Source organism: Larsenimonas rhizosphaerae, assembly GCF_026240105.1.
In the GTDB taxonomy this organism is placed as follows: Bacteria; Pseudomonadota; Gammaproteobacteria; order Pseudomonadales; family Halomonadaceae; genus Larsenimonas; species Larsenimonas rhizosphaerae.
In genome coordinates this window covers 1-14,255 of the sequence record NZ_JAPIVE010000003.1, presented here as the reverse complement: position 1 = coordinate 14,255, position 14,255 = coordinate 1, and the positions used below count along the sequence as shown (strand labels likewise).

Here is a 14,255-nt window from a genome sequence, read left to right as displayed (position 1 = left end):
CAATACGTGGTACCTCCTTTGACTACACCTGTACAGGATGCCTCCGCACGCCGGAAGGCTCTGCTTCGTCAACTCGATGACTGCATGCGCAGTGATGCCGGCGCCCTCGCGCGTCGGCTCGACAGGCTCAAGCGCCGGCTGGCCGAAGGCAAGCCGATTGATCAGGCGCTTGACGATATCGAGCGCCGGATAGACGCGTCCGCCTCGCAACGTGCGCGTCGTCAGGCACAGCCCCTTGTCCTCGACTATCCGCCGGAGCTGCCGGTGGCAGAAAAGCGGGACACCATTCGGCAGGCGATTGCCGACCATCAGGTGGTGGTGATTGCCGGTGAAACCGGTTCCGGCAAGACCACGCAGCTGCCCAAGATGTGTCTTGAGCTCGGGCTTGGGCAGCGAGGTCTGATCGGTCATACCCAGCCGCGTCGGCTGGCAGCCCGCTCGGTCGCGACGCGTCTGGCTGAAGAGCTTCAGGTGCCGCTGGGCGGTGCTGTCGGCTATCAGGTGCGCTTTACGGATACGACCACCGATACCACGCTGGTCAAGTTGATGACCGATGGGATACTGCTGGCAGAAACCCGGCATGACCCCTGGTTGTCCCGTTACGAGGCCATCATCATTGATGAAGCTCATGAACGCAGCCTCAATATTGATTTCCTGCTGGGGTATTTAAAGCGTCTGACCGCGCGCCGGCCGGACCTGAAAGTCATCATTACCTCCGCGACCATCGATGTAGAAAGGTTTTCCAGCCATTTCAACGATGCTCCCGTGGTAGAAGTCTCCGGTCGAACCTACCCGGTCGAGACGCTGTATAGGCCCCTGGTACGTGATGAAGAGGGGGAGGATGACCTGACACTTCAGCAGGGCATTGTTCGGGCGGTGGAAGAAATCGATACCATCGAGCGGGCAAACCACTGGTATACCGGCCCCCGGGATATACTGATCTTCCTGCCGGGGGAGCGAGAGATTCGGGAAACCGCAGATACGCTGAGGCGGGCCGGACTGCGTGATACCGAAGTCCTGCCGCTGTATGCGCGGCTGTCCAACAGCGAGCAGAACCGGGTTTTTTCCTCGCATACCGGCCGCCGCATTGTGCTGTCGACCAACGTGGCCGAAACGTCACTGACCGTACCCGGCATCCGATATGTCATTGATCCGGGGCTGGTGCGTATCAGTCGCTACAGTTACCGGGCCAAGGTGCAGCGGCTGCCGGTGGAGCCGGTCAGTCAGGCCAGTGCCAACCAGCGCAAGGGACGCTGCGGCCGAATCGCCGATGGTGTATGCATACGTCTTTACAGTGAAGAGGACTTTCTATCGCGGCCGGCATTTACCGAGCCTGAAATCCAGCGAACCAACCTGGCCTCGGTCATCCTGTCGATGCTGGCCCTGAAACTTGGAGACATTGCCGAGTTTCCGTTTGTGGATCCACCCGGCCAGCGATTCATCAGCGATGGCTTTCGCCTGCTGTTCGAGCTGGGGGCTGTCGATGAACGTCACCGATTGACCGATCAGGGACGTCAACTGGCCAGGCTGCCGATCGATCCGCGTCTGGCTGCGATGATCGTGGCGGCCGGCCCGCTGGGTAGCGTGCGTGAAACATTGATTGTGGTCAGTGCCCTGAGCGTGCAGGACCCGCGGGAGCGCCCGGCTGACAAGCGTGAGGCGGCAGATCAAAAGCACCGCCAGTGGCAGGACCCGGACTCGGACTTTGTTGCCTGGCTCAATCTGTGGAAGGGATTTGACGAGGCGCGTTCCGAGCGGTCGGGCAGCGGATTGCGCCGATGGTGTCGTGATAATTACCTGAATTACATCCGGCTGCGCGAGTGGCACGATACGTTCCGACAGCTGCGTCAGCTGATCGGTGAGATGGGGCTTGAGCTTGATGCGACGCCCGCCGAGGGGGAGCAGCTGCACCGGGCGCTATTGGCAGGCCTTCTGTCCAATATTGGTCTCAAGCATGAACAGCGGGAGTACCAGGGAACTCGCAACCGGCGTTTTGTGATTCATCCAGGCTCCGGCCTGGGCAAACGGACGCCGAAATGGGTAATGGCTGGCGAGCTGATGGAAACGTCGCGCCTTTATGCACGTGAAGTGGCCGCAATCAAGCCGGAATGGGTTGAGCCCATGGCCGGTCATCTGGTCAAGCGAAGCTACAGCGACCCGCACTGGGAAATGAAGCGGGCGCAGGTGATTGCTCTGGAGCAGGTCACACTGTTTGGTCTGCCGGTGGTCAGTCGTCGTCGTATCAATTACGGCCCCATCGCTCCGGAAGAGTGCCGCGCCATTTTCATTCGCCATGCACTGGTAGAAGGGCAGTATCAGACGCGGGGTCTTTTCTTCGAACACAATCGAGCCCTGATTGATGAAGTGGAGGCCCTTGAGGACCGAGCGCGCAAGCGCGATATTCTCGTTGACGAAGATACACTGGCCGAGTTCTACGAAGCCCGCCTGCCAGAGGAGGTCGTGGACGGCAAGAGTTTCGAGAAGTGGCGCCGCCACGCCGAACAGCAGGACCCGCAGGTTCTGATGCTGGACAAGGCCTACCTGCTGGCGCGCAACGCCGAGGAAGTGACCGAACAGCGCTATCCGGACGAGCTGAATCTGGGCGGCGTACGTTACCCGCTGAGTTATCATTTCGAACCTGGTGCCGTGGATGATGGTGTCAGCATTACCGTACCGGCCAGCATGCTGTCCCAGTTGCCGCGAGCCCAGCTTGAGTGGCTGGTGCCTGGGTTGTTACGGGATCGCGCGATCGCGCTGATGAAGTCCCTCCCCAAGCAGTACCGTCGTCAGGTTGTACCGATCCCCGACTGGGTAGATGCAGCGCTTGAAGCGCTGGTGCCGGCGGACGTGCCACTTTCAGCCGCTCTGGCTGAATTCATGCGGCAAAAGACCGGGGTACGTCTGCCACTGGATGTCTGGCAGCCTGATCAGCTTCCACCGCACCTGATCATGAATATCCGGGTAGTAGCCCACGATGGCTCCTTTCTGGGCGAGGGACGTGACGCGGATGAGCTGGAAAGTCGCTTCAGCGAGCAGGCGCGGCTCAGTACCCGGGCACTGGCCAGTGACAATCTTGAACAGACCGGCCTCGATGCCTTCCCTCTGCAATCGCTGCCTGCTTCATTTGTGCGGGACCAGGCTGGTATCCGCGTGGAGGCTTATCCGGCGCTGGTGGATGAGCAGGCGAGTCTGGGCGTCAGTCTTTACGATCATCCGGCCAAGGCCGATTACCATCATCGTCATGGCATAAAGCGTGCGGCCATGCTGGCCTTGCCGGAGCAGGTGCGTTACCTGTCAAAATCGCTGACCGGACTTGAGCGGTGTGTGTTGCTGTTTGCCAATGTCGGCTCACGGCGGGATTTGATAAACGATGTGGTCGATGCCAGCTTCCTCAAGGCCTTTGCATATGATCCGCTGCCTCGTGATACCGAGGCCATGCGGGAGCGAATCGAGGCAGGCCGTAGTGAGGTGGTGCCTGTCGCGGAAACACTGCTTCGTGAGCTCGAGCCGGCGCTCAAGGGACACCTGCAGGTCAGCAAGCAGCTAAAGGGCCAGGTCAATCTTCAACTGGCGCGTACGTATGCCGATATCAAGGCGCAAATGTCGCGACTGGTCTACCGTGGGTTTATAACCGACTCAGGCGAATGGCTCCGACACTATCCTCGGTATATGGAGGCGGCCTTGATTCGCCTCGAGAAAGCGCCGCGCGAACTGCGTCGTGATCAGCTGGCGATGGACGAGATCAATGCGTTTGAACAGCGCCTGGTCAATCGCCAGTCTCGCGCACTCCAGCAGGGCGTACCGGATACAGAGCTAGTAGACTTTGGTTGGTGGATCGAGGAATTGCGCGTTTCGCTGTTTGCGCAACAGCTTGGCACTCTTGAACCGGTCTCCGCGAAGCGTCTTGAACGGCGCTGGAAGGAGATTACCGAAGGTCAGACAGGATAAATCGTGCAAGCTCGATGCTGCAGCAGACGGGTGAGCGGTGTAAGGTAGTCGCCCTCGAGGGTGTCGCCTGGCATTTTCGCAGGGAACAAGGGACAGGTCCTGCTCGGGACCAACGTGGAAGGAATAATTATGGGATCCAGTAACGCAGTTATTGCCGTTGTCATGGCCGGTGCCGTCATGACCGGATGTGCCGGTACCGGTGGTCAGTCGAACCCGGCTGACCCCTGGGAGGGCTACAACCGGGCCGTGTTCTCCTTCAATGACACGCTCGACCGGTATGCGCTCAAGCCTGTCGCTCAGGGGTACAAGTATGTGACACCCGAGCCGGTGCGTGATGGTGTGGGCAACTTCTTTTCCAACCTTGGCGAGCTGGGCAATCTGTTCAACAGTGTCCTGCAGTGGAAGCTGACCGATGCCGGCGTGGCCGGATCACGTTTTCTGTTGAATACCACGTTGGGACTGGGCGGCATACTGGATCCTGCCGCACGAATGGGGCTGAACCAGCAGCCCGAGGATTTCGGTCAGACGCTCGCCACCTGGGGCGTCGGTCAGGGGCCCTACATTGTATGGCCATTTCTGGGGCCCAGTACGGTGCGTGATTCGGCCGGCTTCCCGGTCAACTGGTATCTTGATCCTGTGACTCATGTCGAGGAAGACAAGGTGCGTTATTCCCTGCGAGCCGTGGATGTCGTCAATGGCAGGGCGGCACTCCTCGAGCAGGAAAAACTGATGCAGGGTGATCGCTACAGCTTCATTCGTGATGCCTACCTGCAACGCCGTCAGTTCCTCATCAATGACGGCAAGGCGACGGAAGACCCGTTTGCTTCCGGGAACATGGATATCAGTGATGATGATTTCTCTCAATAATTCAGTGTTGCTGCGCATGTTCATCGGTACCGGACACTCATGATGGCATCCCGCCCGTTGATCGGAGTTGTGGACCGTCCAGGCCCCTTGCGTAACCAGCTCGTGGAGCTGCTGATACGTGAGGGGTTCGAGCCCCTTCCGCTGGATGATGTGGCAGGCCTGAGTCGACGACTGTCCCTGATAGTGGTGCATGTCACGGCACTGGAGGGGCGTCAGTGGGATGAAGTTGCACAGCTTTATCCAACGCTTGCTGTCAGTGAGCGGTATTACGATCACGTCGATGTGGTGACCGCCATTGATGCAGGCGTGGAGGATTATCTGATTGACCCCATGGCCAATCAGACGCTTTTTCTGCGTCTGGTGCAGCGTGCGCTGGATAACCTCGAGCTTCGCCGTGCCAGCGTTCGCGATCGGGACCGGCTTGAGACACTGAACGAGCAGCTTCAGACTCATCTGACCCTGTTGCGTGAAGACCTGTACGCCGGCGGCCAGATCCAGCGTAAACTGTTGCCGTTGTCGCCTGCGCAGCTCAATAGCGTGTCAGCCAGTTACTGGCTGGCGCCGTCATTGTACCTGTCCGGCGACTTCCTTGATTATCGGCGTCTGGGTGAGCATTACAGTCTGTTCAGCTTTATCGATGTTTCTGGGCATGGTGCCTCGTCAGCGTTTGTGACCGTATTGATCAAGTCGCTCATTCAGCGTTCGATCGCTGCCTGGGATGGTGAGCGTCCTGAAGCCCTGCTGCCTGCGATGCTTGATAGTCTGAACTTCAACCTCCTCGAGACCGGGGTTGGCAAGCATGCTTCCGTGCTGGTCGGTATGATTGACCGGCGTGATCATGCCCTGTATTACGCGCTTGGTGCCCAGATGCCCATGCCCTTTCTAAAGGAAGAGGCATCGGTCAGCGTACTGGAGGGAGAAGGGCCGCCCATCGGTTTGTTCCCCGGTGTCAACTTCCCGGTTTTCAAGCGCCAGCTGGCAGGCGAGTTCAGTCTCTGGTTATGCTCTGATGGTGTATTTGATTGTCTTCATGCCGATACTCTTGATGAAAAGGTTGAAATGCTGCGTCAGCGAGTGGCACAGTCCGCGACCATTGCCGACCTCAAGGGGTCACTGGTGCTCGGGGATGCTCTTCCTGACGATTTGACGATCATGATGCTGAGTGGTTTTCACGATGACTGAGGCACGCATTCAAGCCGCCTATGTAGATCATGTCTTTATCCTCAAGCTGGCCGGTGACGTTCGGCTGACCCTGTGCGCTACTCTGGATCAGCAGGTGTCGGCGCTTGCGAGATTGACGGATCTTGAGGATGTGATTATCGATCTGCGCGATGTCGTTAATCTTGATTCGACATCGCTCGGGTTTCTGGCCAAGATCGCGCTTGCCATAAAGGCGCGCCTGAACCGTCAGCCGGTGGTCATTGCCAGCCATCCTGATGTGCTTCGCATGTTCGAGGTCATGGGGTTCGGGCAGTACGTTACGCTCAGTGAGGCGCCGCCTCCCAATGTTGGCCCGCTGTATGATCTGCCGGTGGTGAAGGTGGACGAAGAGGGGCTTCGTGAGCGTATACTTGATGCTCACCGCACGTTAATGGACATGAATGACCGTAACCGCGACGAGTTTCAGCCTCTGGTGGATCTTCTTGAACTGCAACGATTCGATGCAGGCTATTCTCGCTGAGTAATCGGCAAGCGGTGCCGTCCCTCCACTTTTTTTCGATGACAAGGCCTGTCGGCTCGTTGGCGCCTTGCGCAGCCTGGGCATCTGATACCCTTCGCCTGCTTTTTATACTTTCAAGGACCTTGTCATGGAAGACAGAGAACACTCCGAACGCCACTATCCCTATCACCTGGTAGTGACACTGGCCTCGCTGGTGATCATCATCACCGGCCTGAAGGTGGGGGCTGACCTTGTTGTTCCCGTCCTGCTATCGGTATTCATTGCCGTTTTGTGCTCTCGCCCTGTCAGCTGGCTGCATGGAAAGGGGCTACCGGTAACGCCTTCCGTGTGTCTGGTTCTGGCCTGTCTGGCTATCCTGATGGCGGCCTTTGGTACCTTGATTGCCTCCCACCTCAATGCCTTTATCGATCAGTTGCCGGACATGGAGGTCAAGCTCAAGTCCTATTATGGTTCAACGCTTGACTGGCTTGCAGGTGTGGGACTTCCGGTCAGCAGACATTCGGCTGAAAATTTCTTTGATCCGGACAAGATTACCGGGTTGATGCCCATGCTGCTGGGTGGGGTAGGCAGCGCGCTTTCACAGACATTGATCGTTTTTCTGCTGATTGTCTTTGTGCTTTATGAAACCCTCGATTTTCCCAAAAAGCTTGAGCTGGCACTTGACCAGCCTGAAGCAAGCATGCGGCGATTTACGCAATTTTCACTGACACTTCAGCGGTATCTGGTTGTGAAGACGGTAATCAGCCTGGTCACCGGCCTGCTGGTCTCACTGGCTTGCGTGTTACTGGGGGTTCAGTTTGCTTTCCTTTGGGGAGTCATGGCGTTTCTGCTGAACTACATCCCCAATATTGGCTCGATTCTGGCGGCGATTCCAGCGGTACTGCTGACGCTGGTGATGCCTGAAGGCGGGGTTATCAAGGCGGCGATGCTGGGAGGAGCCTATGCCTGCATCAACTTTATTCTGGGCAACTTTGTCGAGCCACGAGTGATGGGCCAGACACTGGGCATGTCTACGCTGGTCGCCTTTCTGTCTCTGGTCGTCTGGGGGTGGATACTGGGGCCGGTAGGCATGTTCCTGTCAGTGCCGTTGACCATGTCGCTCAAGATTGCCCTTGATAGTCATCCGGATACCCGGTGGCTGTCTGTCATGATCGGGCCAACGCGACGGCGCCGGAAAAAAATACGAGAAGCGCAGACAGAATAGGGCGCCCATGAAAAAACCCACCGGAAGGTGGGTTTTTTTATAACGACCGTCTGGCTTACACGTTCTGTTCGATGAACTGTACCAGCTGCGGTTTGGACTGAGCACCTACAAGAGAGGCAACCTTATTGCCTTCCTTGAACATGACAACCGTCGGTACGCCGCGAACACCCTGTTCTGCAGCAATATCGGGTGCGTCATCAACATTGATGCTGACCACCTTGACGCTGTCGGATTTCTCTTCGGCGACTTCTTCAACGACCGGTGCCATCATCTTGCAGGGGCCGCACCACGGCGCCCAGAATTTCAGCATGACAGGCTTGTCGGATTTCAGTACTTCCTGCTCGAAGTTGGCGGAAGTTACATCCACATTATTACTCATAAGATTCTCCAGATCAGTCAACTGCGTCGCAGTATTGCATGGGATGGTAGCGGTTGCCTGATAATGTGGCAAATGACATCCCCCTGTGGAGGTAGTAAATGGGCGCTTTAAACAAAAACCCAAGGGTTACTGCTCAGAAAAAGGCGTAACGAATGCCCAACAGCAGCAGTAATCCGGTCAACAGGGTGCGCAGTAGCATTTCCGGAAGAAAGCGTGTCATGCGCGCCCCGAGATGAATGGCCGGGATGGACCCTATGAGCAGGGCGCCCAGCAGTGCAAAGTCCACGTTCCCCAGAAAGAGGTGGCCCGTACCGGCAATCAGGGTCAGCGGTACCGCGTGAGCAATGTCCGTGCCCACGATGCGGCCGGAGCGAAACCCCGGATAAAGCAGCATCAGGATGGCCGTTCCGAATACCCCGGCTCCTACCGAGGACAGGGTTACGCAAACGCCAAGGATCAGTCCCGAGGCAATCGTCAGTCCCGGAATGTGACGTTGTATCCAGCCATCCTGGCGTGAGGCAAAGCGTTGCAGGGGCGTCTTGAAGATCAGGATACCGGCCGTCACGATCAGCATGATGCCCAGCATGCTGGTAATCAGGTCGCCGTAGGCGTGGCTGCCGTCGAAAAAGTAATCCAGCATCCATACCGTCAGAACGGCCGATGGCAGACTTGAAATGGCCAGCCGTTTTACGACCTTCCAGTCAATATGTCCCTGCTTCTGGTGGCTGAAGGCGCCGCTGCACTTTGTCAGGGCAGCATAAAGGAGGTCCGTGCCAACAGCCACATTGGGTGGAAAACCGAACAGCAGCAGTAACGGTGTCATCAATGACCCGCCGCCAATTCCGGACAACCCCACGGCAAAGCCAACGCCAGCGCCGGCGAGTATATACATCAACAGGTCCATTACATCCATGGAACGGGCTCCGGAACAGGCATGGATTCAATACGAGCCGAGTATCCTACTCTGCCTCGTTTATTCCTTAAAGGAATGATTGTTCATTATTTTATTCCCTGATAGCATTAAAAAAATCCTTTTACGCAGGGCCCGGGGGCTACGTGAAACTCCAACAGCTGCGCTATATATGGGAAGTCTCCCGCCATAACCTCAATGTATCTGCCACGGCGCAGAGTCTTTTTACATCGCAACCAGGTATTTCGAAGCAGATACGCCTGCTTGAGGATGAGCTGGGCGTCGAGATATTTGCACGTAGTGGGAAGCACCTGACCCGCGTGACTCCGGCCGGCCGTGCCATCATTGATCTGGCCGGGCAGGTGTTATGCACCGTAGGCAATATCAAGCAGGTGGCACAGGAGCACAGCGATGAGCAGCGTGGTCATCTTTCGCTGGCGACAACGCATACGCAGGCGCGGTATGCCCTGCCTTCGATCATTCAGGAATTTCGTCAGCATTATCCGGATGTGGCACTGCACATCCAGCAGGGCACACCCAGGCAGATTTCGCAGATGGTGTCTGACGGGCAGGCTGACTTTGCCATCTGTACCGAAGCGCTGGAGCATTTCTCCGATCTGATTCTGCTGCCGTGTTATCGCTGGAACCGGTGTGTGCTGGTGCCACGAGATCATCCGCTGGCGGGCCAGCCGCTGACGCTTGATGCCCTGGCGGAGCATCCACTTGTCACGTATACCTTTGGATTCACCGGGCGCTCGCAACTCGACGAGGCCTTCAAGCGCAAGGGGCTGTCGCCCAATGTGGTGCTGACGGCTTCGGATGCTGATGTGATCAAGACGTATGTTCGCCTTGGCCTGGGGGTTGGAATCGTGGCGCACATGGCGGTTGATCCGGTTGCTGATCACGATCTGGTGCCGATTGATGCAGGGCATCTGTTTGAAAGCTCGATTACACGCATTGGCATTCGACGTGGAACGTTCATGCGTGGATACATGTACGACTTTCTTCAGCGCTTTGCCGGTCATCTGGATCGCGACTGCGTGGATGCCGCCCTGGAGGCCGGCCCGAGACACGAGGCTTCACTGTTTGACCAAGTGGTACTACCCGTCAGGTAGCGTGTCTGAGCTTCACGAAAAAGCCCGGCTTGGCAGCCGGGCTTTTTCGTGTCTCATGATCAGGATATCAATGTGAGAGGTGCAGGCCACACTCCCTTGTCTCCTCGCCCTTGGTCGGGTCGAAATAATCAAAGTTGTTGGGCAGGTCGTGCGCCACAAGGTATTCGTAGAGATCCTTTGATGACCAGTGCAGCAGGGGGGCAACCTTTATCAGGCCATCGCTGTTGATGCTTACCGGCTGCATGCTGGCTCGGTGCTGGGTATCTGAAGCCCGCAGAGCGGTAAACCAGACGGTGGGTGCCATCTCACGCAGTGCGCGCTCGAACGGTTCCAGCTTTACTTCATGAGTGAACGCTTCATGAGCCGGGTCGTCCAGCGCCGGTACAGCGCCATCGATGGCTTCTCTGTGCGCTCGGGTGCGGCGAGGCTGAAAAACAACGCGGTTCAGGTTCAGAGCCGTGGTTACTTCATCGGCAAACTGATAGGTCGCCGGGGTGTTGTAGCCGGAATCCATCCAGACTACCGGGATATCTGGCTTGAACTGCGCCACCATGTGCAGAATGACGGCTTCGAACGGGCGAAAATTGGTGGTCACGATGGGGGTGCCACCTTGTTCGAGGGCCCATTTGACCAGCGCCTGAGCGTCCTGGCCGTAGCGTTCGTTGATAGTGTCTATATCCATGTTTTCCTCACGGTAGTGATTGCCCGCCGCCACGTGCAGCGCCCATTGATGGCATAGAGCCTATCAAAGTCAGTGTGGCCTCTCCCAATATCGATCTGTTCAAAGCTTATTGCTTTCCATCCATGGCACATGTTTCCACGGCTGCCATCAAGTGACGGATCTTGGCGATCGATTCATCAAACTCCTCCTGTTCATCGGAGTCCGCCACAATGCCACCGCCGCCCCACAAGTGCATCTGCTGGCCATCAATCACGGCTGTTCGAATCATGATGGAGGTATCCATCGATCCCCGTACATCGACATAACCCAGCGATCCGCAGTAGAGCGTTCGTGCCACGGGTTCGAGTTCATCAATGATTTCGACGGCCCGATGCTTTGGCGCGCCGGTGATCGAGCCGCCGGGAAAGGCAGCCATCAGAGCATCCAGGGGAGTGTGTTCAGGGGCCAGGGTGCCAGTGACGGTGCTTACAAGATGATGAACATTCGGGAACGAGTGTAGTGCCATCAGTTCAGGCACCATCACGCTACCGGGTGTGCATACCCGGCCTAGATCATTTCGAAGCAGGTCCACGATCATGACATTCTCGGCCCGGTCCTTGAGGCTTTCCATGAGTGCGCTGGCCTGAGCCGTATCATCGGTGGGGCTCTCACCGCGAGGGCGGGTACCCTTGATGGGCTGTGCCATCAACTCTCCGTGATGGCACTGTAGAAAGCGCTCCGGGGACAGGGACAGCAGCGCGCCATTTTCCCATGTTGTATAGCCTGCAAAGGGAGTGGGCGTGGCATGTCGAAGTTGGCAGTAGGCGCGCCAGCTGTCTCCTTCCACGTGGGCGCTGAACCGCTGGGTCAGATTGATCTGGTAGCAATCGCCGGCGCGAAGGTAGTCCTGTACGCGTCGAAAGGCTTCCCCGTATTGCTCTCGGTGCCACTGTGCCTGAAAGGGGGTTCGGCAATAAAAGGGGCCTGAAGGTGGGGGCGTTGTTCTGGTCAGTTTTGCAACGCGCGCCGGGGTTTCTTCTGTACTGCAGACAAGTGTGGCGCTTTTCAGATCATGATCCAGTACAAGTGCCCAGTCATAGAAGCCCACACGAACCCAGGGCGGAGTGGCGGGGAGAGTCTGCTGACGAGGAGACTGCTGGACGAGGCGAGAGGCGTCGTAGCTCCAGAAGCCAAGCAGGCCCGCCGTAAAGGGCAGGTCGGTTATCGGCGTAGTGATATCGAACTGCTTCAGCAGGGCCTGTTGGGCTACCAGAGGATCTGTTTCCTGCAGCAGCGCGTCCGGAACGTCACCGCTCCAGTGAATGCCGCTATCGTCTACTGTCAGGATGCAGCGTGGGTCGCTTGATAGAATGTCAAAGCGCCCCGAGGTAGCCCTGGGCCTTCCCGAATCGAGCAATATTGCACCAGGGCATTCCTTGATGGTTGCAAAGTAATCAAGCGGTGTTTCTGCGTAGGGCAGCGTAGTCAATATCTGGCGTGTCATGGCAGTCTTCGTTTTGAACGGGCGCACTGGGCTTGAAACGAGTGCTGGATGGTACCATCCTGGCGTATCGAACATGGATTGGAAGAGCGCTCCGTATGGCAAAAGGCTGGCAGCAATTACATGGCAGGATGGCGCGCGTAGACCAATGCGTTTACTGGCAGCGCCTGGTGAGAGCGGAAGGTGACCTGACACGGCCGCTGTTGCTGCTTCATGGGGCCGGGCTCTCGGGTGCTGTCTGCTGGGGTGGCCTGCTGCCTCATCTTTCCCGCTACCGGGACGTGCTGATTCCCGATCTTCGCGGGGCAGGGCGTACAGTGCATCCCGGGGGGCGTGATGTTCCCTTTTCTATGGCGGATGTGGTTGATGATATCAGCGAGCTGCTTGATCAGCAGCAGATAGCAGATATGGATATAGCGGGTTACTCCTTTGGTGGGCTGGCGGCCATGCTTTTGAAAGCGCGTCTAGGTGAGCGAATACATCACATGACCCTGCTCGAGCCAGCGTTGCTTGAGCGGATGGACCGGGCCCTGACCATCAGAGTTCGTGATGAATACAGCGCCGCGGCACGGATTATTCGGGAAGGCGAGTCGCCAGTAGAAGGGGTAGGGCATTTTCTTGATTTGATTTCACCCCATCGAACACGTGATTCGCGTGTGGAAGAGGTTGCCGTGCGCCGCCTTGCACGCCGCCATGAAGGCTTTGCACATGCGCTTGACTGTGTGACGGCCGCCATCTCAACAACCTGCCGGGAGACGCTGCTGTCCTGCCAGCACGATGTCATCAGTGTGGTGGGGGGGAATAGTCCTCAAAGCATGAAGGATTATCACCATCATCTGGCTGAGACTCGAACTGGATGGTCCTTTCATGAGTTACCTGATACCGATCACTCTCTGCCGTTTCAGAAGCCACGGTTTCTGGCCGGGCTGATTGAGCGGCGTATATCAGCCGACAATCCTTGATGCTATGGTGTCTCCATGAAGGCTTGTCACTTTAGAGCCATGTTGTTACTCAAGCAGGTTGAACTCACGCTTCCATGACTACTTCGTCCGCTACTGAAGTTCGTACGATCGCTGAACGCGTTTTCCAGAAACTGCAGGACGACATCGTTCGTGGCCATCTGCCTGCAGGCAGTCGTATTACCGAGCCCGGGCTTGCCAAAAGCTATGGTATTTCTCGTGGGCCACTGCGTGAGGCGATGCGTCGCCTGGAAACGCACCGATTGATCGAGCGCGTACCGCATGTAGGGGCACGTGTCGTCAAGTTATCGATGCGTGAGCTGCTGGAACTATTTGATATTCGTGAAGCGCTTGAAAGCATGGCGGCACGCCTTGCTGCGCGTCATATGACGCAGGAAGAGCTTGAAGCCTTGCGCCGCCTTCTGGATACACACGAACGCCAGCAGGACCTTCCGCCTGATGAAGCCTACATGCAGCGAGAAGGGGATCTGGATTTTCATTTCCATATTGTCAGAGGCAGTCACAACCGAATGTTGATGACAACATTATGTGATGACCTTTATTACCTGGTTCGTCTTTATCGCACGCAGTACAGCGCTACCGGAACAAGGCCGCAGCGCGCCTTTGTCGAGCACCACCGCATTGTGGATGCGATTGCCGCAGGTGATGAAGAGCTCGCCGAAACCCTGATGCGTCGTCACATTACCGCTTCCCGGCAGTTGGTGGCTGAGCGTTATGCCATGACGCTTGAGCGTGCCGAGCAGAAGATGGAGCCTATTTCTCGGCGTAGAGACAGTATCTGAATCTTTTTACGGCGATATGTAGGGCCCGACCCCCGCTGTGAGTGCCTCTCAGCGGGGGTCCTGCTTTTCGGGTAATTAATTTTCATCGAAGGGGTTGTGTTCGGGGCGGTGCGAGCGTAAAGTACGCATCCGCTGCCGGGGACGTCGCAAACGGCCAGGCAGCTGAAGTAGCGCAACCTACTGATTTGGTTTTGATTTTCAGGATTGATCGAAAAGAAAAACATTGA

General features: G+C 57.1%; 12 protein-coding genes. 8 read left to right on the top strand and 4 right to left on the bottom strand.

The window, feature by feature from the left end; all coding sequences use genetic code 11:
- Positions 1-84 precede the first annotated feature (84 nt).
- The 5 genes from hrpA to OQ287_RS10085 all read left to right on the top strand — a co-directional run bounded on the left by hrpA (position 85) and on the right by OQ287_RS10085 (position 7,700).
- On the top strand, positions 85-3,948 hold the full coding sequence (gene hrpA, locus OQ287_RS10105) for an ATP-dependent RNA helicase HrpA (protein ID WP_407658257.1): 3,864 nt from the start codon (positions 85-87) through the stop codon (positions 3,946-3,948).
- 129 nt (positions 3,949-4,077) lie between these two features.
- On the top strand, positions 4,078-4,815 hold the full coding sequence (locus OQ287_RS10100) for an MlaA family lipoprotein (RefSeq protein WP_250939403.1): 738 nt from the start codon (positions 4,078-4,080) through the stop codon (positions 4,813-4,815).
- Positions 4,816-4,854: 39 nt separating this feature from the next.
- A complete protein-coding gene (locus OQ287_RS10095) occupies positions 4,855-5,997 on the top strand; it encodes a PP2C family protein-serine/threonine phosphatase (protein WP_250939401.1) in 1,143 nt (380 codons plus the stop codon).
- Positions 5,990-6,496, top strand: a complete 507-nt coding sequence (locus tag OQ287_RS10090; RefSeq protein WP_265896354.1) for an STAS domain-containing protein — start codon at positions 5,990-5,992, stop codon at positions 6,494-6,496. The genes OQ287_RS10095 and OQ287_RS10090 overlap by 8 nt, the downstream gene beginning before the upstream one ends.
- A gap of 127 nt (positions 6,497-6,623) precedes the next feature.
- A complete protein-coding gene (locus tag OQ287_RS10085) occupies positions 6,624-7,700 on the top strand; it encodes an AI-2E family transporter (protein WP_250939397.1) in 1,077 nt (358 codons plus the stop codon).
- A gap of 55 nt (positions 7,701-7,755) precedes the next feature.
- On the opposite strand, the gene trxA is transcribed toward OQ287_RS10085, so the two are convergent.
- Both trxA and OQ287_RS10075 read right to left on the bottom strand, forming a co-directional pair.
- Positions 7,756-8,079 (bottom strand): thioredoxin, encoded by a 324-nt coding sequence (gene trxA / locus OQ287_RS10080; RefSeq protein ID WP_250939395.1) that lies wholly within the window; start codon positions 8,077-8,079, stop codon positions 7,756-7,758.
- Positions 8,080-8,212: 133 nt separating this feature from the next.
- Complete coding sequence (locus OQ287_RS10075) at positions 8,213-8,992, bottom strand: sulfite exporter TauE/SafE family protein (RefSeq protein WP_322974122.1); 780 nt, start codon at positions 8,990-8,992, stop codon at positions 8,213-8,215.
- A 143-nt stretch (positions 8,993-9,135) separates the two neighbouring features.
- Here OQ287_RS10075 and cysB point away from each other — a divergent pair, with 143 nt between their 5' ends.
- Entirely contained in the window at positions 9,136-10,104 is a 969-nt protein-coding gene (cysB, locus tag OQ287_RS10070) for an HTH-type transcriptional regulator CysB (protein WP_250939392.1), read from the top strand.
- Between the two features lie 67 nt (positions 10,105-10,171).
- On the opposite strand, the gene OQ287_RS10065 is transcribed toward cysB, so the two are convergent.
- Together OQ287_RS10065 and pabB are read right to left on the bottom strand one after the other, a co-directional pair.
- Complete coding sequence (locus OQ287_RS10065) at positions 10,172-10,786, bottom strand: phosphoadenosine phosphosulfate reductase domain-containing protein (RefSeq protein WP_265896352.1); 615 nt, start codon at positions 10,784-10,786, stop codon at positions 10,172-10,174.
- A 106-nt stretch (positions 10,787-10,892) separates the two neighbouring features.
- Complete coding sequence (pabB, locus tag OQ287_RS10060) at positions 10,893-12,269, bottom strand: aminodeoxychorismate synthase component I (protein ID WP_265896351.1); 1,377 nt, start codon at positions 12,267-12,269, stop codon at positions 10,893-10,895.
- Between the two features lie 95 nt (positions 12,270-12,364).
- Between pabB and OQ287_RS10055 the strand changes: the two genes are divergently transcribed.
- Together OQ287_RS10055 and OQ287_RS10050 are read left to right on the top strand one after the other, a co-directional pair.
- Positions 12,365-13,228 (top strand): alpha/beta fold hydrolase, encoded by an 864-nt coding sequence (locus OQ287_RS10055; RefSeq protein ID WP_265896350.1) that lies wholly within the window; start codon positions 12,365-12,367, stop codon positions 13,226-13,228.
- 74 nt (positions 13,229-13,302) lie between these two features.
- On the top strand, positions 13,303-14,028 hold the full coding sequence (locus tag OQ287_RS10050) for a GntR family transcriptional regulator (RefSeq protein WP_250939386.1): 726 nt from the start codon (positions 13,303-13,305) through the stop codon (positions 14,026-14,028).
- The last annotated feature ends 227 nt before the right edge of the window (positions 14,029-14,255 follow it).

Bases quoted from the DNA above. Each gene is read 5' to 3' on its own strand.
- hrpA (WP_407658257.1), top strand. From the start codon at position 85: ATGCGCAGTGATGCCGGCGCCCTCGCGCGTCGGCTCGACAGGCTCAAG.
- OQ287_RS10100 (WP_250939403.1), top strand. From the start codon at position 4,078: ATGGGATCCAGTAACGCAGTTATTGCCGTTGTCATGGCCGGTGCCGTC.
- OQ287_RS10095 (WP_250939401.1), top strand. From the start codon at position 4,855: ATGATGGCATCCCGCCCGTTGATCGGAGTTGTGGACCGTCCAGGCCCC.
- OQ287_RS10090 (WP_265896354.1), top strand. From the start codon at position 5,990: ATGACTGAGGCACGCATTCAAGCCGCCTATGTAGATCATGTCTTTATC.
- OQ287_RS10085 (WP_250939397.1), top strand. From the start codon at position 6,624: ATGGAAGACAGAGAACACTCCGAACGCCACTATCCCTATCACCTGGTA.
- trxA (WP_250939395.1), bottom strand. From the start codon at position 8,079: ATGAGTAATAATGTGGATGTAACTTCCGCCAACTTCGAGCAGGAAGTA.
- OQ287_RS10075 (WP_322974122.1), bottom strand. From the start codon at position 8,992: ATGGATGTAATGGACCTGTTGATGTATATACTCGCCGGCGCTGGCGTT.
- OQ287_RS10065 (WP_265896352.1), bottom strand. From the start codon at position 10,786: ATGGATATAGACACTATCAACGAACGCTACGGCCAGGACGCTCAGGCG.
- pabB (WP_265896351.1), bottom strand. From the start codon at position 12,269: ATGACACGCCAGATATTGACTACGCTGCCCTACGCAGAAACACCGCTT.
- OQ287_RS10055 (WP_265896350.1), top strand. From the start codon at position 12,365: ATGGCAAAAGGCTGGCAGCAATTACATGGCAGGATGGCGCGCGTAGAC.
- OQ287_RS10050 (WP_250939386.1), top strand. From the start codon at position 13,303: ATGACTACTTCGTCCGCTACTGAAGTTCGTACGATCGCTGAACGCGTT.